Source organism: Acinetobacter sp. yr461 (assembly GCF_900110445.1).
GTDB classification, from domain to species: domain Bacteria; phylum Pseudomonadota; class Gammaproteobacteria; order Pseudomonadales; family Moraxellaceae; genus Acinetobacter; species Acinetobacter calcoaceticus.
Genome location: NZ_FODU01000001.1, coordinates 266,825 through 290,313, shown reverse-complemented (window position 1 = coordinate 290,313; position 23,489 = coordinate 266,825). Strand labels below are relative to the sequence as shown.

General features: G+C 39.4%; 21 protein-coding genes. 10 read left to right on the top strand and 11 right to left on the bottom strand.

Annotation, left to right across the window (positions count from 1 at the left end; genetic code table 11):
• The first annotated feature begins 70 nt into the window (after positions 1 to 70).
• The 5 genes from dnaE (at position 71) to BMW38_RS01360 (ending at position 8,465) form a co-directional block, all read left to right on the top strand.
• Entirely contained in the window at positions 71 to 3,634 is a 3,564-nt protein-coding gene (gene dnaE, locus BMW38_RS01380; RefSeq protein ID WP_092705535.1) for a DNA polymerase III subunit alpha, read from the top strand.
• Between the two features lie 14 nt (positions 3,635 to 3,648).
• A complete protein-coding gene (locus BMW38_RS01375; protein WP_005041281.1) occupies positions 3,649 to 4,488 on the top strand; it encodes an RNA methyltransferase in 840 nt (279 codons plus the stop codon).
• Complete coding sequence (gene cysE, locus BMW38_RS01370; protein WP_092705534.1) at positions 4,481 to 5,296, top strand: serine O-acetyltransferase; 816 nt, start codon at positions 4,481 to 4,483, stop codon at positions 5,294 to 5,296. The genes BMW38_RS01375 and cysE overlap by 8 nt, the downstream gene beginning before the upstream one ends.
• Positions 5,297 to 5,401: 105 nt before the next feature.
• Positions 5,402 to 6,343, top strand: coding sequence for an ABUW_2363 family tetratricopeptide repeat lipoprotein (locus BMW38_RS01365; protein WP_213031075.1), 942 nt, complete (start codon positions 5,402 to 5,404; stop codon positions 6,341 to 6,343).
• Between the two features lie 115 nt (positions 6,344 to 6,458).
• The gene (locus BMW38_RS01360) at positions 6,459 to 8,465 is read left to right on the top strand and encodes an esterase/lipase family protein (RefSeq protein ID WP_092705533.1); all 2,007 of its coding nucleotides are present in this window, start codon (positions 6,459 to 6,461) and stop codon (positions 8,463 to 8,465) included.
• 53 nt (positions 8,466 to 8,518) lie between these two features.
• Here BMW38_RS01360 and ahpF read toward each other — a convergent pair whose 3' ends face one another.
• From ahpF to BMW38_RS01345, 3 genes are all read right to left on the bottom strand, one after another.
• Positions 8,519 to 10,084, bottom strand: a complete 1,566-nt coding sequence (gene ahpF, locus BMW38_RS01355; RefSeq protein WP_092705532.1) for an alkyl hydroperoxide reductase subunit F — start codon at positions 10,082 to 10,084, stop codon at positions 8,519 to 8,521.
• Between the two features lie 177 nt (positions 10,085 to 10,261).
• Complete coding sequence (locus BMW38_RS01350; protein ID WP_004642525.1) at positions 10,262 to 10,783, bottom strand: chromate transporter; 522 nt, start codon at positions 10,781 to 10,783, stop codon at positions 10,262 to 10,264.
• Positions 10,783 to 11,343: a chromate transporter gene (locus BMW38_RS01345; RefSeq protein WP_092705531.1), complete on the bottom strand. Its 561-nt coding sequence runs from the start codon at positions 11,341 to 11,343 to the stop codon at positions 10,783 to 10,785. Before BMW38_RS01345 ends, BMW38_RS01350 begins: the two co-directional genes overlap by 1 nt.
• Before the next feature lie 101 nt (positions 11,344 to 11,444).
• Between BMW38_RS01345 and BMW38_RS01340 the strand changes: the two genes are divergently transcribed.
• The gene (locus tag BMW38_RS01340; RefSeq protein WP_092705530.1) at positions 11,445 to 12,347 is read left to right on the top strand and encodes a LysR family transcriptional regulator; all 903 of its coding nucleotides are present in this window, start codon (positions 11,445 to 11,447) and stop codon (positions 12,345 to 12,347) included.
• A gap of 60 nt (positions 12,348 to 12,407) precedes the next feature.
• Here BMW38_RS01340 and arsH read toward each other — a convergent pair whose 3' ends face one another.
• From arsH to BMW38_RS01325, 3 genes are all read right to left on the bottom strand, one after another.
• Positions 12,408 to 13,121 carry an arsenical resistance protein ArsH gene (gene arsH, locus BMW38_RS01335; protein WP_092705529.1) on the bottom strand — a complete coding sequence of 238 codons (714 nt, stop codon included), beginning with the start codon at positions 13,119 to 13,121 and terminating at the stop codon, positions 12,408 to 12,410.
• Positions 13,108 to 14,154 carry an ACR3 family arsenite efflux transporter gene (arsB, locus tag BMW38_RS01330; protein ID WP_092705528.1) on the bottom strand — a complete coding sequence of 349 codons (1,047 nt, stop codon included), beginning with the start codon at positions 14,152 to 14,154 and terminating at the stop codon, positions 13,108 to 13,110. Before arsB ends, arsH begins: the two co-directional genes overlap by 14 nt.
• A gap of 104 nt (positions 14,155 to 14,258) precedes the next feature.
• Positions 14,259 to 14,588, bottom strand: coding sequence for an ArsR/SmtB family transcription factor (locus tag BMW38_RS01325; RefSeq protein ID WP_092705527.1), 330 nt, complete (start codon positions 14,586 to 14,588; stop codon positions 14,259 to 14,261).
• An 84-nt stretch (positions 14,589 to 14,672) separates the two neighbouring features.
• On the opposite strand from BMW38_RS01325, the gene arsC reads away from it, so the two are divergent.
• Positions 14,673 to 15,101 carry an arsenate reductase (glutaredoxin) gene (gene arsC / locus BMW38_RS01320; protein WP_092705526.1) on the top strand — a complete coding sequence of 143 codons (429 nt, stop codon included), beginning with the start codon at positions 14,673 to 14,675 and terminating at the stop codon, positions 15,099 to 15,101.
• Positions 15,102 to 15,172: 71 nt separating this feature from the next.
• On the opposite strand, the gene BMW38_RS01315 is transcribed toward arsC, so the two are convergent.
• The 3 genes from BMW38_RS01315 to BMW38_RS01305 all read right to left on the bottom strand — a co-directional run bounded on the left by BMW38_RS01315 (position 15,173) and on the right by BMW38_RS01305 (position 18,062).
• A complete protein-coding gene (locus BMW38_RS01315; protein ID WP_000784879.1) occupies positions 15,173 to 15,334 on the bottom strand; it encodes a DUF1427 family protein in 162 nt (53 codons plus the stop codon).
• 57 nt (positions 15,335 to 15,391) lie between these two features.
• Entirely contained in the window at positions 15,392 to 17,266 is a 1,875-nt protein-coding gene (locus BMW38_RS01310; protein ID WP_092705525.1) for an amidohydrolase, read from the bottom strand.
• A 109-nt stretch (positions 17,267 to 17,375) separates the two neighbouring features.
• Positions 17,376 to 18,062, bottom strand: a complete 687-nt coding sequence (locus tag BMW38_RS01305; RefSeq protein WP_001043290.1) for a hydrolase — start codon at positions 18,060 to 18,062, stop codon at positions 17,376 to 17,378.
• A 197-nt stretch (positions 18,063 to 18,259) separates the two neighbouring features.
• Between BMW38_RS01305 and BMW38_RS01300 the strand changes: the two genes are divergently transcribed.
• Complete coding sequence (locus tag BMW38_RS01300) at positions 18,260 to 19,150, top strand: LysR family transcriptional regulator (protein ID WP_092705524.1); 891 nt, start codon at positions 18,260 to 18,262, stop codon at positions 19,148 to 19,150.
• A gap of 39 nt (positions 19,151 to 19,189) precedes the next feature.
• Here BMW38_RS01300 and BMW38_RS01295 read toward each other — a convergent pair whose 3' ends face one another.
• Entirely contained in the window at positions 19,190 to 19,939 is a 750-nt protein-coding gene (locus BMW38_RS01295; protein ID WP_092705523.1) for a GntR family transcriptional regulator, read from the bottom strand.
• 397 nt (positions 19,940 to 20,336) lie between these two features.
• On the opposite strand from BMW38_RS01295, the gene BMW38_RS01290 reads away from it, so the two are divergent.
• Together BMW38_RS01290 and BMW38_RS01285 are read left to right on the top strand one after the other, a co-directional pair.
• Positions 20,337 to 21,797, top strand: coding sequence for an NCS1 family nucleobase:cation symporter-1 (locus BMW38_RS01290; RefSeq protein ID WP_092705522.1), 1,461 nt, complete (start codon positions 20,337 to 20,339; stop codon positions 21,795 to 21,797).
• A 5-nt stretch (positions 21,798 to 21,802) separates the two neighbouring features.
• The gene (locus BMW38_RS01285) at positions 21,803 to 22,537 is read left to right on the top strand and encodes an aspartate/glutamate racemase family protein (protein ID WP_092705521.1); all 735 of its coding nucleotides are present in this window, start codon (positions 21,803 to 21,805) and stop codon (positions 22,535 to 22,537) included.
• Positions 22,538 to 22,604: 67 nt separating this feature from the next.
• Here BMW38_RS01285 and tauD read toward each other — a convergent pair whose 3' ends face one another.
• Positions 22,605 to 23,486 (bottom strand): taurine dioxygenase, encoded by an 882-nt coding sequence (gene tauD, locus BMW38_RS01280; protein WP_092705520.1) that lies wholly within the window; start codon positions 23,484 to 23,486, stop codon positions 22,605 to 22,607.
• Positions 23,487 to 23,489: the final 3 nt, after the last annotated feature.

Here is a 23,489-nt window from a genome sequence, read left to right as displayed (position 1 = left end):
CCAAAATATTAACCATTTCCTTTTAACTTTGCGTGTTAAACTATGCTGTGGTCGCATTAAGGATTGGTTTATGCAGTTTGTTCATCTAGGTATTTATACAGAATTTTCGATTACAGAGTCGATAGTTCGCATACCTGACTTGGTCAATGCTGCGGTTAAAGACCAAATGCCTGCGTTGGCATTAACTGATCTCTCTAACCTCCATGCGGCGGTAAAATTTTATAATTCTTGTTTAAAAAAAGGAATTAAGCCGCTTTTAGGTAGCACAATTCGCCTTGATGATGCTCAACATCGTGTCACCTTACTTGCAATGAGTGATGTTGGGTGGAAAAGTCTCACCGAAATCGTTTCACGCGGCTTTATTGAAGGACAACAGCTCAGTATTCCATGTGTACAAAAAGAATGGGTACTTGAACAGCATCAAGATATTATCGTTTTACTTGGCCAGCATAGTGATGTTGGTCAGATGCTTTGCTCATCTAACCCTCAAAAAGCTGCTCCCCTTTTAGAAGCATGGCTCGAAAAGTTTGGTAACCGTGTTTATCTTGCTTTAACACGTACTGACCGTCCAGGTGAAGAAGACTTTATTCAAGAAGCAGCTAAGCTTGCTGCTCAATATAATGTTGGTGTAGTTGCACATAATGATGTGCACTTTGTAGAAAAAGAAGATTTCGAGGCACACGAAGCACGTGTTTGTATCGCTGATGGTTATGTATTAGCAGATAATCGCCGTCCACGGACGTATAGCCCAGAGCAGCACTTTAAAACCTCAGATGAAATGATCGAATTGTTTTCCGATATTCCTAGTGCTATCGAGAACACCTATCATATTGCCAAACGCTGCAACGTTAAACTACAACTCGGTACTTACTTTTTACCTGACTATCCAATTCCAGATGGTTTTACCATCGACACTTATTTTGAACATTTATCTAAAGTAGGTTTGGAAGAGCGCTTAAATTATCTTTACCCTGTTGAAAAACGTGGCGAGGACTGGGCAGAGATTCGTAAGCCTTACGATGAACGAATTGATTATGAAGTCGGTATTATCCTGAAAATGGGTTTCCCAGGATACTTCCTCATCGTCATGGACTTTATTCAATGGGCAAAAAATAATGGTGTTCCTGTAGGGCCAGGTCGTGGTTCAGGTGCAGGTTCTTTAGTCGCATATAGCTTAAAAATTACTGACCTTGATCCACTTCGTTACGATCTACTCTTTGAACGTTTCTTAAACCCAGAACGTGTATCGATGCCTGACTTTGACGTCGATTTCTGTATTGCTGGACGTGACCGCGTCATTGATTATGTATCACGTACTTATGGTCGCGAAGCCGTTTCACAAATTGCAACTTTCGGAACCATGGCAGCAAAAGGTGCAATCCGTGATGTTGCACGTGTATTAGGTAAATCTTACGGTTTAGCTGACCGTATTTCAAAAATGGTGCCTACCAAACCGCTCGGTGTGGACTTAGCTACCGCTATTGATATGGAACCTCAGCTTAAAGATATTGTGACCAACCCATCTAACCCAGATAACGACGATGCAAGCGAAATCTGGGAAATGGCATTAAAATTAGAAGGTGTAACCCGAAATACTGGTAAACATGCCGGAGGTGTAGTCATTGCACCAGGTAAAATTACCGATTTCTCGGCTGTACTTTGTGATGCAGATGGGACGAACCGTGTTGCTCAATATGATAAAGACGATGTAGAAGCAGCAGGTCTGGTCAAATTCGACTTCTTGGGCTTACGTAACTTAACCGTTATTGAAGACGCGATCCAAAATATTAATAAAAACCGCGACAGTAATGATCAGCTCAATATCTTGCATGTTCCTCTAGACGACGCTAAAGCATATTCTGTCTTTGCCGATGCAAATACGACAGCGGTATTCCAGTTTGAATCCGTCGGCATGAAACGGATGCTTAAAGAAGCACGCCCAAGCAAATTCGAAGAAATTATTGCGTTCGTATCATTGTATCGTCCAGGTCCAATGGACCTGATTCCTGACTTTATTCACCGTATGCATGGTGGAGATTTTGAATATCTTCATCCCCTTCTTGAAGGTGTATTAGAACCAACATACGGCATTATGGTTTATCAGGAACAAGTTATGCAGGCTGCACAGATCTGTGCAGGTTACACGTTAGGCGGCGCAGACTTATTACGCCGTGCAATGGGTAAAAAGAAACCTGAGGAAATGGTTAAGCAACGCCAAATTTTCCTAGAAGGTGCTGCTGAAAAAGGGATTGATGAAAGCACAGCCAACCATATCTTTGACTATATGGAAAAGTTTGCAGGCTATGGTTTTAACAAATCTCACGCCGCTGCTTATGCACTCGTTGCCTACCATACAGCATGGTTGAAAGCTCATTACCCTGCTGAATTTATGGCAGCGGTAATGACATCGGAAATGCAAAACACAGACAGTGTTGTATTCTTGATTGATGACTGTCGAAATAATAATCTTGATGTCTTACCGCCCTCGGTCAACATGTCGACTTATCACTTCCATGCGAGTAATGATAAAACGATTGTTTACGGCTTAGGTGCAATTAAAGGCGTCGGCGAACAAGCAATGCAGTCAGTTATTGACTCTCGTCGACAATATGGCCCTTATACAGATCTATTCGATTTTTGCCACCGTATTGATTTAAAGAAAATCAATAAGCGTACTCTTGAAGCTTTAATTCGTGCGGGTGCACTCGATTGCCTAGGTATTGAACGTGCAAGCTTAATGGCTCAATTGCCTGAAGCTGTTCAAGCTGCTGAACAAGCGCGAAGTAACCGTGAAAGCGGTATTATGGATTTATTTGGTGAAGTTGAAGAAGTTCAGCGTAAACCAGCTAAGCCTGTTAAACCGTGGAGTGATGAAGTTCGTCTAAAAGGCGAAAAAGATACGCTTGGTTTATATTTAACGGGCCATCCAATTGATGTTTACCGACAAGAACTCAAAGCATTTATTCCTGTAAAACTAAATGAAATTACAGCTACGCGTCGTGGTGTTACTACGGTTTATGCAGGTTTGGTCATTGATGTGGCAAACTTCCCGAACCGAGTTGTTATTGTACTTGATGATGGTACGGCACGTATTGAAGTCAGCTGTAATCATGAGCGCTTCCAACGTTTTAAAGATATCGTTCAAGTGGAACGTGTTGTAGTTTTCGAAGGCGAAATCTATGAGCGTGAAGGCTTTGATCGTCCAATGGGACGTTTAACCAAAGCTTTCACCTTAAATGAAATACGACAAAAACGTGCTAACAGTATTCAAATCAAATTAACAGAAGAGTTCATGCAACCAACATTGGCAAAAGATCTGCAAAACATGATCTTGCCATTTTGCAATGTAGATATGCATCAACATATCGCTCTACAGTTACAGATTGATCAACCCTATGCTCAAGCCGAGCTTCTGTTTGGTCCGCAATGGAAAGTCGCTCCTCTAGATGAATTACTTGCTAAGCTCAGAGATTATTTTGGTAAAGATAATATTTACATTGAATATCAAGTAAAGTCTAAAGCGGCTAAAGCAGAAGATCCTGTTCGTCCACATGCTGTTGCCTCTCCTCCTGCGGGTATGTCTATGGACGATGCATTGGATTTATACCAAAGCGAAGTTTCTCAATATTCGTAATTTCTGGAAATCTTATGAGTTCGTTTGACCACACCACCGTGTCAAAACAATTAGCACAAGTGCGTATTGTCATGGTAAATACAACTTTGCCTGCTAATATTGGCAGTGCTTTACGTGCCATGAAAACAATGGGACTAATTAAATTAGTTCTCGTAGCACCCAAAACATATCCTCATCCAGATATACAAGCACTTGCCGCTGGTGCCCAAGATTTATTTGAACATCTTGAGATTGTAGACACCTTAGAAGATGCGATTAAAGATTGCCATTTGGTTTTTGGAACAAGTGCACGTAGTCGCACCATTCCTTGGCCTTTACTGGATGTGCGACCTGCAGCTAAAGAAGCCATTAAAGCAACCACTCAAGGACAACAAATTGCGATTGTTTTTGGCCGCGAAGATCGTGGTCTAACTAACGAAGAATTAGCACTGGCAAATTACCATTTAACGATTCCTGTAAATCCGGACTATGGCGTGTTGAATGTAGCGCAAGCAATTCAAGTTGTATGTTATGAGCTTCGAATGTCTGCTCTGGAACAAGATAAAGTCGATCAGAATGTAGATGAAATGCCATTAGTGCAAGGCCAAAGCATGCAATGGGATGAACCTTTGGTTACTCAGCAACAAATGGAAGAGTTTTATCCTCATTTAGAAAAAATGCTGACTGAAATTGAATTTTTAGACCCAGAGAATCCACGTTTATTGCCTTTACGCTTGCGTCGTCTGTTTGGTCGTATACAATTAGATCGTATGGAATATCATTTACTTCGCGGTATTTTTAGTCGTGTACAAGCTCTAACCAGTGGTAAATGGAAAAAAGCATTATCTGACAAGGAGGATCAACCCAATGCTTAAGCAGCTTAAAGAAGATATAAAGGCTGTATTTGCGCGAGATCCTGCTGCCCGCAATACACTCGAAGTTCTTACGACTTATCCTGGCATTCATGCAATTATGATGCATCGTGTTGCACATGAATTATGGCAAAAAGATTGTAAAGGTGCAGCTCGCCTACTTTCTTCATTTAGCCGTTTTGCCACAGGAATCGAAATTCATCCGGGTGCTAAAATCGGTAAGCGTTTTTTTATTGATCATGGTATGGGTGTTGTGATTGGTGAAACTGCTGAAATTGGCGATGATGTTACGCTTTATCATGGTGTTACCTTAGGCGGTACAACATGGAAGACCGGCAAACGTCACCCAACTTTAGAAGATGGTGTGGTGGTTGGTGCTGGCGCGAAAATTTTGGGCCCATTTACGGTAGGTAAAGGTGCTAAAGTCGGTTCAAATGCTGTAGTGACTAAAGCTGTTCCTGCTGGTGTAACTGCTGTTGGAAACCCTGCTCGCTATATCTATAAAGATACCGACAAGAACCAAGATAAAGATGAAGAACGTCGCCGTGATTATGCACAAAGTATTGGTTTTGCCCCATATGCGACAACTGCTGATCAGTCAGACCCTATTTTAGAAGGTATGCGCGTTTTGCTTGATCGTATTCAGAACAATGAAACGCGTATGAATAATTTATGCCAGCGTTTATCCGAGCTAGACCCTAGCTTCAAAAAAGAAAGCCAAGATGAACAACCTTTTAGTGATGAAGAGCTAAAAATTCTTGAAGAAGTGCGTCGTGAATGTGGCGCACAAAACAAGATATCAAAAACGTAATATTCTTGATTCATAATGTAACACGCTTACTCTTGCATGTCGGTTTAGCTTTTCCTAGACTTACCACTACCAAATCTGACTTTACTAAAATGAACGGAAGATCCTATGAATTTTAAGCCTTTGGCATATATCATCCTTGCGACCTCAAGTTTAACAGCTTGTACAATGGCACCTGTAAAACAACAAAAAATTGAGCCTTTTGTTTTCAAGGAACCAGAGCTTACTCCTCCTTTTTATGCACTAAATCCTTTTAACTATGATAAACCGCCAGCATTTGAAGTTGCGTTAAAAGAAGCTGCTGCACAGCCGGTAACGAAAATGGTGGTTAATCGTCAAGATGACCCAACCAAACAGCTTACTCTCGACACCAATAAACTGATTGTTCCGACTGTAAATAACACACAGCGTTCAATGAAATATGCAGTTTTAGCTGGCGAGAATGAAATTGATGTTACGAGCATTGATGACTTCTTACAGTTAGTGGAAGGCAAAGCACGTCACTATCCACCTCGCTTTACTGACCGCCAAGAACGTAAAGGCTTCGAAAGTAAACTTAAAGAAGTAACACAGCAACTCGATACACTTGCTGCAAACCCAAATGCATCATTTGATATTTTACTTCGCGCTTTTAAAGCAAGTGTTCTTGCACGTAACCTTGATTTAGGTACTGCTCATACCACTAGATCTTTAGAATATGCTCAAAGACTTTTAAAAATTAATCCAGATGACGCGGAAGCAAACTTCTGGTTCGGTTTTGGTTTATCTGAAGGTGGTGGTCAACGCGAAGCCATTCCATATTTAGATAAAGCAATTAAAGGTAATGTTCAAGAAGCATATTTAGCTGCTGCAAATAACTATATTGCGATGGAGCAAAAGAAAAATGCGATCCAGACGCTTAAGAATTATAAAGTTAAATATCCAGATGAATCGGAAATTGCTGATCGTTTAATTCAAGAAATTGAAAAACAAGGTCGTTGGAATGTATGGCAAGTTTTAACTAACCCTGCAATGTCTGCCACTACTCCTAGCACAACACCTCAAAAATAAGCGTAATTAGATAAAAAAGGGCTGTTTTGACAGCCCTTTTTTTATTTGATCATTTGAAAAATATTTTAAAATTTGTATGATCTACCTACCATTGAGCCACTAAATTTTGACCATAATGTTTTCAATAAAAAGAAGCAAAACAGTATTGACGGTCATACTACTCGGTTCAATTCTGAGTGGTTGTCAGGTCGTTAATGTTAAACAGCAAGCTTTGAATGTAACTATTGCAAATGAACGTAATAGTATTCTTACGCAAGATAAACTCAGCGAAGCAAGTCTGAATGTTTTATCAATGTCTGGTCAGGAAGCTAAAGTTTGTACTGACACACCTGATAACTGTGTAAATCAACTCAAAAAACTTCCTCAAATTTTAGATGAACAGTTCTTATCAGCTGCAAGTGAAATGTATTTGGCAAAAGCAATGGCTTTGTCAGATTCATCTAATTGTAAAATTAGTAGATTTACTAAACATAAGTCTGAAGAAGAACAAACGAATATTCAAAGTAAATATGATGATTGCCTAGACCAGCAATTGAATTTACTGGATAAAAGTATTCGTTACAGCTATGCCTACCTATTCTCAACAAAACGTCAGCCTAATGACCGTATTTTTGATAATAGACAAGTTCAAATTCGGGACTTTTATAATCAAGCCATCGCAAAAATGGTGAGTGTTTATGATTTACGCTACCCTAAAAAAAATGGTGTTGAACCTCAAATACATATTGGTAAAAGTGTCTATTCGATTGATTTCGAATTTCATCAGCAGCTTGCTGGGCAAAAATTAGAAAAGTTAATTTCTAGTTATAATTTAAATTTTTCAGGGTTAAGAACCATTAACCGTCGTGATGGTTTTGGATCTGAATTTGTAGCGGTTTTTCCGAGTTCAGGAAAAGAAGATATTAATGAATATATTTTAGACCCGCTTAAATACAATTATAAAAATGGTGTTAATCCAAATATTCATCATGCACGTTATTTGGCTGCAACTATTGTAGCTGAACCAAAACATGCGACCACTGTTGAAGAAATTATTAATAATCCTGAATTCGTGATTCGGGTTTACGATCCATACCGGACCGATAATATTAGTGTAGCAGGAAAACAATATCCTCTAGCGGCCAACTTTTCCGCGCCTTACGGCCTATGGTTAGCTGAAAATAATTTAGGTGTCGCGGCTTATTTAAGTCTGATTGATCGTGATCAGCACTTAACCATGCCACACCTATATATGCTTGAACCATACAACCCAAATAAGAAAATTATTGTATTAGTCCATGGGCTCGCAAGTAGTCCTGAGGCATGGATTGCACTGACTAATGATGTTATGGGCGATACGGTTTTAAGAGATAATTATCAAGTTTGGCAAGTTTTCTATTCAACCAACATGCCGATTTTGGAAAGCCGTTTCCAAACTTATGCTCTTCTTAAGCAAGCTTTTGGTTCTTTGAACGCTAATGATCCTGCTGCACATGATGCCGTACTGGTTGGACATAGTATGGGAGGTATTATTAGCCGTTTACTGGTAAGTGATGGAGATATTACCAAGCCTGCTTTAGAGCTAATGACGACACGTCAACAAAACCGCTTTAAGAAACATCCAATGGTTACTGAACGATTGCAAATGCATTCAATCAATAATTTTGATCGTGCAATTTTCTTGGCTTCCCCTCATCGAGGTACAGATTATGCAGATCGCTGGTTTACATTAGCAGCGCGTAAAGTTATTCGCCTACCTGGTGCTTTTTTATCAGCTGTAGCAACTTCACTCACAACCGAAAATTTAGATGTTAAAGATTTTTTGAGTAATATTGATAGTGGTTTGATTCAAAATGGTCCAAGCGATTTGAGTCATCAGTCCAAATTTATGGAGCTTACAGAAAATATTAATCCTCATAAAGGCTTAGTTTTTCACTCAATTATGGGAAATATCACCAAGAGCGATGATCCAAACGTAATTACGGATGGTATTGTTCCGTATAAAAGTGCTCACTTAGAGGGTGCCAAATCTGAGAAGGTTCTTCCAGGTGGACATTCAATTCAGTTAACGCCGCAAGCTGTATTAGAACTGCGTCGTATTTTACGAGAGCATTTAGTCGAGCACGGTTTATATAAACCATAAAATAAAAAAAGCCAAAGAATGATCTTTGGCTTTTTTGTTTCTGGGTTTAAATCTTATTGCCCAGAACGGATGATGTAATCAAACGCAGAGAGTGATGCTTTCGCGCCTTCACCTGTAGCAATAATGATTTGTTTGTACGGAACCGTAGTACAGTCACCCGCAGCAAATACACCCTTTACATTGGTTTCGTTGCGGTCATTTACAATGATCTCGCCACGATTGGTTAACTCAAGCTCACTGTCTTTCAAGAAGTCAGTATTTGGCAATAAACCAATCTGTACAAAGATCCCTGCAAGCTCAACCACATGTTCTTCTTCGGTCGCACGATCTTTATATTTAAGACCAGTTACTTGTGATCCGTCACCTAACACTTCCGTACTTAAGGCATTCATAATCACAGTTGTGTTTGGCAAGCTATGCAGTTTGTTTTGCAACACTTGGTCTGCACGTAGTTTGGTGTCGAACTCTACCAGAGTGACATGCTCAACAATTCCCGCAAGGTCAATCGCAGCTTCAACACCCGAGTTACCGCCACCAATCACGGCAACACGTTTGCCTTTGAATAACGGGCCATCACAGTGTGGGCAGTACGCGACACCACGGGTACGATACTCTTGTTCACCCGGTACATTCATTTCTCTCCAACGTGCACCTGTTGAAAGGATCACTGTTTTCGATTCAAGCTTTGCGCCGTTTTCAAGTTCAACTTCAACCAGACCATTTGCGGTTTGGTTTGCACCTGTGATTTTGCTGACACGTTGCAGGTTCATGATATCAACATCGTATTCACGGACATGTGCTTCCATTTCAGCAGCAAATTTAGGACCTTGAGTTTTTTGCACAGAAGTGAAGTTTTCAATGTCCATGGTATCCATGACCTGACCACCGAAGCGTTCAGCCACGATACCTGTGTTAATGCCTTTACGTGCTGCATAAATAGCAGCAGTTGCACCTGCAGGCCCACCACCAATTACTAACACATCAAACGCATCTTTGGCATTAAGCGCCGCTGCATCTTTTTCAGCAGAGTTGGTGTCGAGTTTTGCTACGATTTCTTCAAGCGTCATACGACCCTGACCAATGTGCTCATTGTCTTGGAACACCATTGGAACCGCCATGATTTTGCGTTGTTCAACTTCGTCTTGGAAGAATGAACCATCGATCATGGTTGCCGTTGTGTTCGGGTTATAAATCGCAATCAGGTTAAGCGCCTGTACCACGTCCGGACAGTTATGACAGCTTAATGATACAAACACATCAAAGTTTGCTTTGAGGTTTAAACCTTTAATCTGGTTAAGTACTTCATCAGACACTTTAGGAGCATAGCCAGACACTTGTAACAGTGCCAAGATCAAAGATGTAAACTCATGGCCCATCGGTAAACCAGCAAAGAACACACGAGGTTGTTCACCTGCTTTAGCCACACCAAAGCTTGGACGACGTGTATTGTTGCCATCAAAACGGGCCGTTACTTTGTCAGAAAGTTCAGTAATTTCGGTAACTAGTTCTTTAATTTGAGCTGCTTTATCTGATTCATCCAAAGCAGCAACTAATTCGATTGGACTTTCTAAACGTTCTAAGTAAGCTTTTAATTGAGTTTTAATGTTTTGATCTAACATCTGTTTTTACTCCAATGCATCCAAATTCTTTCAATAGATGCATAGTACGTTAAAACATAGAATAGGTAAAACAGTATGTTTTTATAGATTCAATCGGTTTTCTAGATTTTAATCTTATTTACTTAAATAAAAAAACCAACCTGAACTCATCCAGCGCAGGTCGGCAAACTGGTTAAACTAGAGTAGAACAACACCAAATACAGCGCCTGCAATCAAGACATGTAATGGGTGAACTTTTTTAATTAAAGACAATAACGTTGCAACGATAACCATAATAATGAGTAAAGTGTTGATTGCAGCCGCCTCAGAAATAATCCACGCACTGGCAAGTACCGTTCCAACTGTGACAGGTTGTAATGCAAGCTGTAAAACACGGCGCCACTTCTTATCTTTAAATTTTGACCAACCTCTCATTACAAATACAGTAATAATAGATGAGGGTAGAAATTTGGCGGTTGATGTCACAAGCAAACCCGATAGCCCTGCTACATGCCAACCAACGAGCGGCACAATCATCATATTAGGTCCGGGTGCTGCTTGAGCTATTGCAAATAAGGCACTAAATTCTTGTGCAGTCATCCAGTGATGAATATCAACGACTTGACGTTGCATTTCAGGCAATATCGTATTTCCGCCACCAAAAGCAATAAGTGATAACTGAGTAAAAATAATAGCTAAAGTAAGTAGAACTGCGCCCATTACACACGTCTCCAAATAACAGCTGAATAAAATGACAACAAAACCAGCATGGTCGCAAGTAAAGAGATTTTCAGAAAAGCGATGCTGACAATTGCCACTACAACTACACACATCGCTAATGGATTACGTAATAAAGGCTTAAGCATTTTCAACCCTGTTGCAACCAGTAGCCCAGCAGCAGCAGCTGCCAATCCTTCAAAAAGATGCTTAACCATGAGGTTGTCTTGGAACTGCTCATAGACATAATGTAAAAGTACAACAATTACCGTCGGTGCAAAGATTAAGCCAATCAGTGAGCTCACGGCGCCACGAACACCACGGAACTCCATGCCAATCGCAACAGATAAATTAATAATATTGCCACCCGGTAAAAATTGACACAGACCAAGTAACTCAGTGAATTTTTCAGGACTTAGCCACTGTCGTTGTTCTACAACGACTTTTCGTGCTAAAGGCAACACGCCGCCAAATCCAATTAAACCTAATGTTAAAAAACCTAAAAATAGTTCTGTGCAGCTCGGTACACTCTCCTTCTGCACGGCAATCTCAACATGGTTCATTTTCGTTACTTTTCACTTTATCTGACCAAGATAGAATGATACTTTTATGACATATCTACAAATGCTTTTATTTTCTTTAACCATACCCTAAAGGTATTCCTATGCTAGATTTGCACAAGCTTCATGCCTTTGTTGTGGTTGTTGAAGAAAGAAACATCACTCACGCGGCAAACCGTTTGTTTATTCAACAGCCGCCTTTAACGCGTTTACTCAAAAAACTTGAAGAAGAACTCGGTACGCAATTACTTGTTCGCCAACCACGGGGAATTGAACCGACTGAAGCAGGCTTAGCACTATTTAAAGAAGCACAAATTTTATTAGAGCATGCCAAACATATTCCTAAATTAGTTCAAGATGTCAGCCAAGGTAAAACAGGACAACTCAATATTGGTTTTACAAGTTCTGCAGGCTTGCATCCACTGATTTCATTAGTATTGCGCTCCTATCGGGAAATATACCCAAAGGTACAAACCAAACTTGAAGAAGCAGGCAGCCAAAAGCAATTAGATCGGTTAATCTCGGAAAAACTTGATATCGCCTTTTTAAGAGCCCCGATTAGTCGTGATATTGGGTTAAAACATCTTCATATATTAGATGAGCCAATGATGGTGGCATTACCTACAGGACATCCACTTACACAAAAAGAAAAAATTAGTTCAAGTGACTTATCAAATGAAAATTTTGTTTTATACCGTCGCTCTTCAGGGCAGGGTTTATATGACAATATTTTATACAGTTGTTATCAAGCGGGTTTTAGCCCACGTATTATTCAGGAAGCGCCTCGACCTACCGCAACATTAAATTTAGTTGCTGCTGGAATTGGCATCACTATTGTACCAGCCTCAATGCATAACTTCTGGGACCATGAAATTGTTTATCGCGAATTTGATAGTTCAATAAAACTTAATGCTCCTCTTTACTTGATTACAAGAGAAAATGAAAATTCAGCCAAAGTTTCAAACTTTATTAATTTATTACAAAAATTATTACCAACAATTACGTAAGCAAAAAATTACTCAATAAAAAATGCCCCTATCGGAGCACTTTTTATTGAGTAAAACAGTCTATTTTTGGTTCACTCGTTTTGATAACTCTTCTGCCGATTCTTTACGTTCCGAATAGCGATCTGTCAGATATTGTTTTTGTCCACGTGTTAATAAAGTGAACTTATAGAGTTCCTCCATTACATCGACAATTCGGTCATAGTAAGAGGATGGTTTCATACTTCCATCTTCTTCAAACTCTAAAAAAGCTTTAGCAACTGAGGACTGATTTGGGATGGTAATCATACGCATCCAGCGCCCTAAAATGCGCATTTGATTCACAGCATTGAAAGATTGAGAACCTCCACTAACTTGCATAACTGCTAAGGTTTTACCTTGTGTTGCACGAATTGCTCCACCAGCTAAGGGAATCCAATCAATCTGAGCTTTTAAAATCGAACTCATTGCACCATGACGTTCTGGTGAACACCAAACCATTCCTTCTGCCCAAGCCAAAAGTTCATGTAATTCTTGAACTTTTGGATGGTCTGTTTCTGCATCTTCTGGTAAAGGTAAACCTTTAGGATGAAAGATTTTAACCTCGGCACCTAAATATTCAAGAATTCGTCCAGCCGTCAACACAGCAAAACGGCTATAAGAACGCTCACGATTAGAACCATATAGCAATAAAATGCGTGGTGGATGTTCAAGTTGCTGTGCTTGCACTTGTTCAAAGGTAGGCTTATCTAAAAGATTTAACGCTACATTGGATAAATCATTGTTAAGACTGTTCATGGGAGAAATACTTTTTCTTTAGCCAAAGAGAAACTGAAACGAGTGAAATTAAAACCGGAACCTCGACCAATGGTCCTATCACAGTGGTAAATGCTACAGGTGATGCTAAACCAAAAGTAGCAATCGCAACGGCTAAAGAGAGCTCAAAGTTGTTACCCGCAGCGGTAAATGAAATGGCAGTGGTACGTGGATAGTTATTCCCCATACGCTTACTCATAAAGAAGCTAATGAAGAACATCACCACAAAGTAAATCGTCAGTGGAATCGCAATTCGTAATACATCTAAAGGTAAGCTCACCACATCACCACCTTTAAGACTAAACATAGCTACAATGGTAAAAAGTAATGCAATCAAACTAATTGGACTAATTTTTGGCAAAAATTTAGTTTGATACCAATCTAATCCTTTTACTTTCACTAAAATGAGCCGCGTGAGGAAACCCATTAAAAATGGAATACCTAAATACACCAATACAGCATGGGTAATGGTCCAGAAATTCACATCAATGACTTGACCCGCCACACCAAAATATGGCGGCAAGAAAGTTAAGAAAAGCCATGCATAAGTACTAAAGAATAAAATTTGAAAAATACTGTTAAATGCAACTAAAGCAGCAACATATTGGTTATCCCCACATGCCAAACCGTTCCAGACCAATACCATTGCAATACATCGTGCCAAGCCTATCAGGATTAGACCTGTCATATATTCCGGATAGTTATGAAGAAAAATAATCGCTAAAGCAAACATCAAAATTGGAGCAATTAACCAGTTTTGTACTAAAGACAAAGCCAACGTTTTTTTATCTTTAAATACTTCCGGTAAAGCTGCGTAATCTACCTTTGCCAAAGGTGGATACATCATTAAAATTAAACCAATTGCAATCGGAATATTGACGTTATCTACACTAAGTTGATTCAAAGAAACCGAGGCTTGAGGAAAGAAAACACCTATTGCCACACCTAAACCCATAGCAATAAAAATCCATAGCGTTAGGTTCCGGTCTAAAAAAGAAAGGCCTTGTTTAGTCATGTTCTGCTCAATGAAAGAATTTATGAGTTTTACTTGTCATATAGAAATGATTTATTCCCATAACTTAAACAAGCAAACATTTTTCAAATAAAGTTTTTCAAACCTTAATCACAGCAAGTCGCTATTGATAAAGGTTGATCCAGTTGTTGGACCATAGTTCCGTCTTGATGCTTTTCTATAACTTTTAAAATATCCAACGCCCATATAGGTAAAACTGGATTTAAGCTGTAATAAACCCACTGTCCTTTTCTTTCATCAAGTAATACGCCATGGGTACGCAGTAGAGCTAAATGTCTAGAAATTTTCGGTTGGCTTAAATCTAGTTGTTCAGTTAGCTCACAGACACATATGTTTTGTTTGTTTAAAACTAATTTAAGAATATTTAACCGAGTAGGGTCCGAAAGACATTTAAAAAAATCGACTTGAGTAATCATGTCAGCAACAGTTCATATTCGTTATTGCAAATATACGGATATCCATATATAAATGCAATATCTTAATTTGGCGATAAATTTGTCATGACTGAGCTAGTGAAGATTTACCATAACCCTGCTTGCGGAACCTCACGTAATACGCTGGCACTTATTCGTCACGCTGGGATTGAACCCATTGTTATTGAATATTTACAGACACCTCCTAGTAAAGATGAGCTTACTCAACTCATTTCACATGCTGGATTAACTGTTCGCGATGCAATTCGTAAAAATGTTGATCCATATAAAGATTTAGATTTGGAACAAGACCGCTGGACAGATGAACAATTAATTAATTTTATGATTCAGTACCCAATTTTAATCAATCGTCCGTTTGTGGTGACATCAAAGGGTACTCGTCTGTGCCGCCCTTCTGAAATTGTCCTTGATATTTTAGATTCAGAAAACTTAGGCTTTTTTGCAAAAGAAGATGGTGAAGTGATCATTAATGAACAAGGTCAACGAGTAAAATAATTTAAGATTCTCATAAATATAAAAAGCTAAATGGCGCAATACCATTTAGCTTTTTTGTTAAATGAAAACGGTTAAAAATAGGACTTAATAAAAGGAAGAAGTTGTTCTCCTATCACCATGCCTAATAAACCAACTAATGCAACAAGAGGTGGAGCTGGCGACTTCACATTTAAAACATAATATAAGACACCAACGAGCAACCCTACAGCCAAAGATAATAAGTACATTTTCATGGTACATACCTTAGAGAACCAAGCCATTTAAAGCGGCAGGCTCCCATACTGTTTTATTTAAAATGCGAAACAAGAACACCCTAGTGCGCCCCAGAAAGATTTTTTATCTTTATCATTTACCGGAACATCAAGCATCCATGAGTGGCTATGTCCATGCATGCCACAACTGCTAGCACATGCACAAAGCGCGCTTTCTGACTGTAAAGACTGATTTGAAGGTGCGTTACGGTTTTCAGATAAACGCCATTGTCCACCAAAGCGTTTTACTGGCGACCATGTTGGAGATGCTGGTGGTAACGGCGGATCATCTTGCTTAAACTCTGCTCCGGCATATACCACTTTGCCACCCAAAACAGTGAGTACAGATTCAATCCACTGAATATCATCTGCTTCAACTTTAAAGTAGTCATCTGACAATACAACCAAATCAGCAAGTTCCCCTGCTGTTAATGAGCCTTTGACATCTTTTTCACCTGAAAACCATGCAGAACCTTTGGTCCAGAGCAGAAGCGCTGTTTGGCGATCTAACAGATTTTTTTCATCATACAAAGGTAAACCACCAACGGTTTTACCTGTGCTCAGCCAATATAAACACACCCAAGGGTTATAAGATGCAACACGTGTTGCATCTGTTCCTGCACCTACAGGAACACCTAGTTCTAGCATTTTCTTAACTGGTGGCGTTGCTTGAGCGGCTTCTGCACCATAGCGTTTTACGAAAATCTCACCTTGATATGCCATACGGTGTTGAATGGCAATACCACCACCCAATGCACCAATACGCTCAATATTACGTTCAGATACGGTTTCAGCATGGTCAATAATAAATCGGGTTGCAAATGGCTGTTTGGCATTTACCCGTTCAAAGACATTGAGTAATCGATTAATACTTTCATCATAGGTTGCATGAATACGAAATGGCCATTTCTTTTCAGATAAATGCTCTACAATGGCTTCGAGTTCACCTTCCATTTTTTCTGGTAAATCTGGACGCGGCTCATAGAAATCTTCAAAGTCGCCCGCCGACCAAGTCAGGTTCTCACCCGCTCCATTCATTCTAAATAGTTCATCACCATCGCCTGGGAATGTCATTTCTGTCCAGCGACGATAATCATCAAGTTCTTGACCCGCCTTTTGAGCAAATAAGTTGTAAGCAATTCGCACTGTCATTTGATTTTGATCATGCAATTGCTTAATCACATCATAATCTTCAGGATAGTTTTGCCCACCGCCACCCGCATCGATTGCAGAAGTAATACCTAATCGATTTAGTTCACGCATGAAATGACGAGTTGAATTGACTTGGTCTTCAACTGGCAATTTCGGTGCTTTGCCCAAGGTCGAATATAAAATCATAGCGGATGGAGTTGCGAGTAATAGACCCGTTGGCTCACCCTTTTCATCTCGTACAATCTTGCCGCCGGGCGGGTCTGGCGTGTCTTTATTAAAGCCCAATACATCAAGTGCAGCTCGGTTCAACAAGGCGCTAGCATATAAATGTAAAACAAATACTGGAGTATCAGGAGCGGCTTTATTAATTTCTTCTAAAGTCGGTAAACGCTTTTCGGCAAACTGGAATTCAGTCCAACCACCAACCACACGTACCCATTGCGGAGCTGGTGTATTATCTGCCTGTTCTTTGAGTAAGCGTAGTGCATCCGCTACAGATGGCACACCTTCCCAACGCAGCTCCATATTGTAGTTTAGACCACCACGAATAATATGCAGATGACTGTCATTTAGACCCGGTATAACGCGACGACCATTTAAATCTACAACTTTGCTCGTCGCTGCTGCCAGCTTCATGATCTCATCATTTGTGCCGGTGCGTACAACTTTACCATCTGCTATAGCAATTGCTTGTACTTCTGGATTTTTAGGATCTAGTGTGGTGATTTTACCGTTTTTAAGTATGAGGTTTATTTCGGTCATTCTGAACTCCATTCTTGTGAATTATCGTTCTAAAAAATAAAGGCATATCCGTATTAATATCACTTCAATATTGAATACTAGACATGTCTTTACCTAAATAAGTACTATTTTATTTTGCAGGAACTGGCGCAAGTACTTCGTGTTTTGATGTGGTACGTTCAGGTGCCTTATGAACCATTGTATAGGCATAGTCCACGCCCATACCATAAGCACCAGAATGCTCACGTACAATTGCCATGACTGCATCATACGTATCACGGTGTGCCCAATCACGTTGCCATTCAAGTAATACTTGTTGCCAAGTTACAGGAACAACACCCGCTTGAATCATACGTTGCATAGCATAGTCATGTGCCTCTTTCGATGTACCACCAGAAGCATCCGCAACCATATAAATTTCATAATCGCCTTCAAGCATGGCACCAAAAGCAAAAGTGTTATTGCACACTTCAGTCCATAAACCTGAAACAATCACTTTCTTACGATTATTTTTTGCAAGTGAATCACGTACTTTTTGGTCATCCCATGAATTCATTGATGTACGTTCTAATAATGGAGCATCTGGAAATACATCTAAAAGCTCAGGATAGGTATGCCCAGAGAAGCTTTCAGTTTCAACCGTAGTAATGGTGACAGGAATATTGAAAGTTTTAGCCGCTTTTGCGAGACCTACTGTATTATTTTTTAATACTTGGCGGTCTATTGACTGTACCCCAAAAGCCATTTGTGGCTGGTGATCAATAAAAATAACCTGACAATTCGTTGGTGATAGTTGTTCTAAAAGTGATTTATTCATGGGTAAACTCCATTATTCCTTATGAGTAATGCATTGAAATTGCTTACTGGTCTCTATCAAAACAGATAAAAATGTAAAAGCATAGACAGCAAATCAGCACGAATCTGTATCCTGCACGGATACAATAAACACAATGATTGCTTTTTAATTTTTATAGTTTAATCATTGATATATATTTTTTTAACTTTCGCTTATCCATGGATCGATTAGACTGTATTTCCACTTTTGTAAGTGTCGTAGAACATGGTAATTTTAGTAGTGCAGCCAGAGCACTCGATATCTCTCGTGACTTGGTTGCCAAACGCGTTTGCTACCTCGAAAATGACCTAAAAACTACACTGTTAACCCGAACCACAAGACAGATGAACCTCACCTCTTGTGGAGAAAAGTTTTATCAGCATAGCAAAGTTATTTTAAGTGAGTTTGAATGGGCTGCCTACGAAATTAGCTACAATCAGCAGTACCCTGAAGGAGAACTCAAGCTCAATACCCCCATGTCTTTTAGCAATATTTTTCTTCAAAATATAATTTCAGACTTTATAGAGAAATATCCCAGTATCAAAATTGATTTGTTCATGACAGATCAGTTATTAGACATGAATAATAATAAATTTGATTTAACAATTCGTGTAGATGGTTCTCCTCCAAATTTGGCAAATAGTAAAATATTAAATACCTATCAACGTTACTTATACGCAACGCCTGAGTATTTTAATCAGCATAGATTACCCGCCTCTTTAGAAGAACTCAAAGATCATAAATTTTTAATTTATTATCAAGATAGCCGTCATAAGAAATTGATTTTCCAAAAAGATCAAAAAGAAGTGTCCTTTAATTGTTTCCCTGTGATGACCTGTAATAATGGCGAATTATTATTAGATATGTGCCTAAAAGATCACGGTATTGTCTTTCTTCCAGAGTTTATTGCGGAGCCTTACTACAAAGAAGGTAAATTACAGAAATGTTTAGAAGACTACACTAGTCAGCCACTTCACTTATATGTGACATGGCCAAACCGTAAAATTTTATCGAAGAAAGTAAAACTATTTATTGATTTTTTAACACATCAAATCGCTCCCATAAAATAAGTGAGTTAGGCCTTTTCCATAAGAATTGGCCCACTTTTTTTAGTTGGTTTGAGTAGCTTCAATCTTCTTATTTTTAAATAAATTTAATAAATTTTGCTCTGCTGTTACTACGCTGCTTTCTTCAATAAATGTCGTCGCGTAGTGTTCTAAATGCTCTTCCATCAGTTGTGTGGCTCGCTTTTCATCGCCTTGCTCAATGGCATTTAAAATTGCACGATGTTCATCTGCCGAACAATTATTATGTTTGGGAATTTCATATAACCCAATCAATAACGAAGTCCTTGCAATAAGCGTCTGCAAATAACTGGTCATAATCGTATTTTGATTAGCTTCAACAAGCTTTAGATGAAATTTACCTGATAGCTTAATCCACTCGGCCCAATTCCCAGCTAAACGCTCATGAGACTCTTGATCGACTAAGGTTCGAAGCTCACTAAAATCTAAATGATGAGACTTTTGTGCAAGTTTTTTTACCGTGGCGATTTCAAGCATACTCCGTGCTTCAAAGACCTCTTTTGTTTCATCAAGGCTATGTTTTGCTATGAGTGCCCCACGATTGGGCTGTATTTCGATGACTCTATCATGGGCGAGTTTAACAAAAACGCGTCTTAAGACTCCCCGTGTCACACCAAATGCTTCACATAATGGTGCTTCAACCAAGCGTGCTCCAGGTGTAAGTTGCCTATTTAAAATGGCATCTACAATAGCGTTATATATATGGTCATCAATTTCATCATTGCTCATTTCTACAGCTTTTTTTGGTGCATTCGATGGCATTGATTTCTCCATTTTTATTAACGCCCCCTCTTTTTTAAAACATTATTTAATTTGAACAGTGTATGTCCAACTTAACTATTTGGAAATATTTCTCTCATAAGAACAATATCTATGCTGGAAGATCTATTCAAGATTTAACATTATAAGATTCTTCCATTCCTTTAAATTTACTCATTTTTTTATAACAGATTAAGCAGACTAACTTGCATTAATTTACCTCTCAATACTTAAACTACGAGTTGAATGAAAAACTCACAAGCTTTGATTTCGGAATTTGGCATAACTTTTGCTCAGTTAAGATTGTGCACAATCCATATATCAAATTGCACACAATCTTAATTTCATTCTTTTAGACAGAAGTTCAAAGCTGCTGAAAGTACCCACCATCTTAGGGAAGTGAGCGTTCAAGATGAATAATAGCGAAGCAATAATTAAACCTTCTTATGATGCAAAACTGACAAATCAAGACTTAGCCCCTTTAAAAAAGCAAACATGGGGTGCTTACAATATTTTTGCCTTCTGGATGTCTGACGTTCATAGTGTCGGTGGTTATGTTATGGCTGGAAGCCTTTTTGCACTTGGGCTGAATAGCTGGCAGGTACTTTTATCTTTACTCATCGGTATTGCAATTGTTCAGTTTTTTACAAATCTGATTGCCAAGTCTAGCCAACAAACTGGTACTCCCTATCCTGTTATTTGTCGTGCCACTTTCGGTGTGCTTGGTGCAAATATTCCTGCCGTTATTCGTGGTCTGATTGCTGTCGCATGGTATGGCATCCAAACCTATTTAGCCTCAAGTGCATTCTTATTAGTCATTTTAAAGTTCTTTCCTGAATGGACAGTCTATGCCGATGTTTCAACTTATGGCTTTCTTGGGCTTTCCTTTTTAGGATGGATCGGCTTCATGCTGCTTTGGCTACTACAAGCTATTGTTTTTTGGTCTGGCATGGACAGCATTCGTAAGTTCATAGACTGGGCTGGTCCCGCGGTCTACGTTGTGATGTTTGCCATGGCAGTATGGCTCATCTGGAAAGCCGGATGGCAAAATATTGATTTAAACTTAAGTGGTGTTCAATACGACGGTTTCGCGGTTGTACCTGTCATGATTGGTGCTATTGCGCTTGTTGTTTCATATTTTTCAGGGCCTATGCTGAACTTTGGCGACTTCGCTCGTTACGGCAAAAGTTTTAGTGCGATTAAAATGGGTAACTTTCTTGGACTACCGATTAACTTTCTAGGCTTTTCTTTACTTACTGTGGTTTGTATTGCAGCAACGCTACCTGTTTACGGCAAACTCATTACCGACCCTGTCGAAATGGTTGGCAAATTGGATAACACTTTTGTAGTCATTTTAGGCAGCTTGACCTTAATGATTGCGACCATCGGGATTAATATTGTCGCTAACTTTGTTTCGCCTGCCTTTGATTTTTCGAATGTTTCACCGAGCAAAATTAGCTGGCGTATGGGTGGAATGATTGCAGCAGTAGGTTCAATTTTCATCACTCCATGGAATCTGTTTAATAATCCTCAAGTGATTCACTACACCATTGATATTTTAGGTGCATTTATCGGCCCACTTTTTGGCGTATTGCTAGCTGATTTTTACTTCGTGAAAAAACAAAAAATCGTAGTAGATGACTTATATACCTTAGACCCTAAGGGTTTGTATTGGTACAAAAATGGTTATAACCGTTCTGCTTTTTATGCCTTAATTCCAGCTTCATTAATTCCTGTTTTGTGCGTGCTTTTACCTCAATTGTCTGCGCTTGCTAATTTCACTTGGTTTATTGGCATGGGGCTTGGTTTTGTGATTTACCGATTTCTTAACCAACCGCTTACTCATGCTAAATCTGTAATGACCAAGGTATAAGTACAATGAAAATTAAAATTATTAACCCCAATACCACTCAAAGTATGACAGACAAAATTGCTGCTTCTGCAAAGATAGTCGCAGGGACTAATACTCAAATTATTGCAGTCAGTCCTCAAATGGGCCCTGCAACGATTGAAAGTTATTATGATGAAGCATTAAGTGCAGTAGGTGTGCTGGAGGAAATCCAACAAGGTGAACAGCTAAATGTAGATGCCTATATTATTGCCTGTTTTGGTGACCCTGCGCTTTATGCCGCCCGTGAAATTACTTCAGCACCTGTAATTGGGATTGCCGAAGCAGCCATGCGAACTGCAAGTTATGTAAGTACTGGGTTTAGTGTAGTCACTACATTACAGCGGACAGTGAATATGAGTTGGCATCTGGTTCATCGCTATGGGGCTCAGCCATTTTGTAAAAACGTTCGAGCTTGTGACATCGCAGTTGAAGAGTTGGAGCTTCCAGACTCAGACGCTTATCGAATTGTACGAGACGAGTGCAAAAAAGCACTAGCAGAAGATAAAAGCGATGCGATTGTGTTGGGCTGTGCAGGTATGAGTGACTTATGTCTAAAGCTACAAAATGAGTTAGGTGTAATAGTTATTGACGGCGTAACAACAGCCGTTAAACAAGCTGAAATGTTAGTTCAGTTAAAGTTAAAAACCAGTAAAGTTGGAGATTGGGCCTTACCTCCTGCAAAGCACTACACAGGCATATTGTCAGGTTTTGGAATGCGCTAAAGAGTTATTGTTTCAATTCCAACTCAAAACACTGCGTTGGAATTAAAACAAAGAGAAATTAAAAGAATTAAACCTCGGCTAACTCTGGCTGTTGTTCTTCTTTATAAAATGGCACATCACCATTAATGGTTGCGCGGTGCATAATACGATGTGCATCGCCATAATCAAATAATGCTTTATGTTGTGTGCAACGATTATCCCAAATCGCGACATCACCATCTTGCCACTTCCAACGCAAATGAAACTGTTCTTGAGTCGCATGTTCGAACAAGAAATTAAGTAACTGCTCACTTTCGTCTTCTGCTAACTCATTAATTCGAGTGGTAAAGCCTTCACTAACAAACAACAAAGGCTCACCTGTGACCGGATGGGTACGCACAACGGGATGAACCACTGGTGGGTTACGTTTAAAGGTTTGCAAAAGCTTTTCACGTTCTTCTTCGTTATGAGCAAAACGTTCAAGTGGAAAAGATTTACGAATATCATGCGTCGCAGTTAAGCCACGTAATTTTTGCTGTAACTCAAGCGGAAGTCCTTTGAAAGCTGCAATATTGCTCGACCATAATGTATCTCCGCCTACAGTTGGAATTTTAATGGCTTGCAACACACACCCTAATGGCGGATTTTTGCTAAAGGTGACATCTGTGTGCCAAAGTTCATTGTCACGCAGGTCTTGTTTCCAACTGTCGAGCACCATGACTTCAGGTACATCTTCAATTGAAGGATAAATCGGGTGCACATGTAAGGTGCCAAAACTACGTGCTAAATCTGCTTGTGCTTGAGGCGCTAATTGTTGCTTTCGAAAAAAAATGACCTGATGATCAAGCAAAGCCTGCTGAATTTGTTGCGTCGTCTTTTCATTTAACGCATTCAAATCAATATCGTGAATAATTGCGCCAATGGTAGGCTTGATCACTTCAATATTTAAGTTTGCTACTACTGTATTCATCTT

Coding starts and splice junctions, on each gene's coding strand:
- BMW38_RS01290 (WP_092705522.1), top strand. CDS start 20,337: ATGAATAATAGCGAAGCAATAATTAAACCTTCTTATGATGCAAAACTG.
- BMW38_RS01325 (WP_092705527.1), bottom strand. CDS start 14,588: ATGATTACTCAAGTCGATTTTTTTAAATGTCTTTCGGACCCTACTCGG.
- arsC (WP_092705526.1), top strand. CDS start 14,673: ATGACTGAGCTAGTGAAGATTTACCATAACCCTGCTTGCGGAACCTCA.
- ahpF (WP_092705532.1), bottom strand. CDS start 10,084: ATGTTAGATCAAAACATTAAAACTCAATTAAAAGCTTACTTAGAACGT.
- cysE (WP_092705534.1), top strand. CDS start 4,481: ATGCTTAAGCAGCTTAAAGAAGATATAAAGGCTGTATTTGCGCGAGAT.
- dnaE (WP_092705535.1), top strand. CDS start 71: ATGCAGTTTGTTCATCTAGGTATTTATACAGAATTTTCGATTACAGAG.
- BMW38_RS01300 (WP_092705524.1), top strand. CDS start 18,260: ATGGATCGATTAGACTGTATTTCCACTTTTGTAAGTGTCGTAGAACAT.
- BMW38_RS01285 (WP_092705521.1), top strand. CDS start 21,803: ATGAAAATTAAAATTATTAACCCCAATACCACTCAAAGTATGACAGAC.
- BMW38_RS01350 (WP_004642525.1), bottom strand. CDS start 10,783: ATGGGCGCAGTTCTACTTACTTTAGCTATTATTTTTACTCAGTTATCA.
- arsB (WP_092705528.1), bottom strand. CDS start 14,154: ATGACTAAACAAGGCCTTTCTTTTTTAGACCGGAACCTAACGCTATGG.
- BMW38_RS01375 (WP_005041281.1), top strand. CDS start 3,649: ATGAGTTCGTTTGACCACACCACCGTGTCAAAACAATTAGCACAAGTG.
- tauD (WP_092705520.1), bottom strand. CDS start 23,486: ATGAATACAGTAGTAGCAAACTTAAATATTGAAGTGATCAAGCCTACC.
- BMW38_RS01340 (WP_092705530.1), top strand. CDS start 11,445: ATGCTAGATTTGCACAAGCTTCATGCCTTTGTTGTGGTTGTTGAAGAA.
- BMW38_RS01360 (WP_092705533.1), top strand. CDS start 6,459: ATGTTTTCAATAAAAAGAAGCAAAACAGTATTGACGGTCATACTACTC.
- BMW38_RS01345 (WP_092705531.1), bottom strand. CDS start 11,343: ATGAACCATGTTGAGATTGCCGTGCAGAAGGAGAGTGTACCGAGCTGC.
- BMW38_RS01305 (WP_001043290.1), bottom strand. CDS start 18,062: ATGAATAAATCACTTTTAGAACAACTATCACCAACGAATTGTCAGGTT.
- BMW38_RS01295 (WP_092705523.1), bottom strand. CDS start 19,939: ATGGAGAAATCAATGCCATCGAATGCACCAAAAAAAGCTGTAGAAATG.
- BMW38_RS01315 (WP_000784879.1), bottom strand. CDS start 15,334: ATGAAAATGTACTTATTATCTTTGGCTGTAGGGTTGCTCGTTGGTGTC.
- arsH (WP_092705529.1), bottom strand. CDS start 13,121: ATGAACAGTCTTAACAATGATTTATCCAATGTAGCGTTAAATCTTTTA.
- BMW38_RS01365 (WP_213031075.1), top strand. CDS start 5,402: ATGAATTTTAAGCCTTTGGCATATATCATCCTTGCGACCTCAAGTTTA.
- BMW38_RS01310 (WP_092705525.1), bottom strand. CDS start 17,266: ATGACCGAAATAAACCTCATACTTAAAAACGGTAAAATCACCACACTA.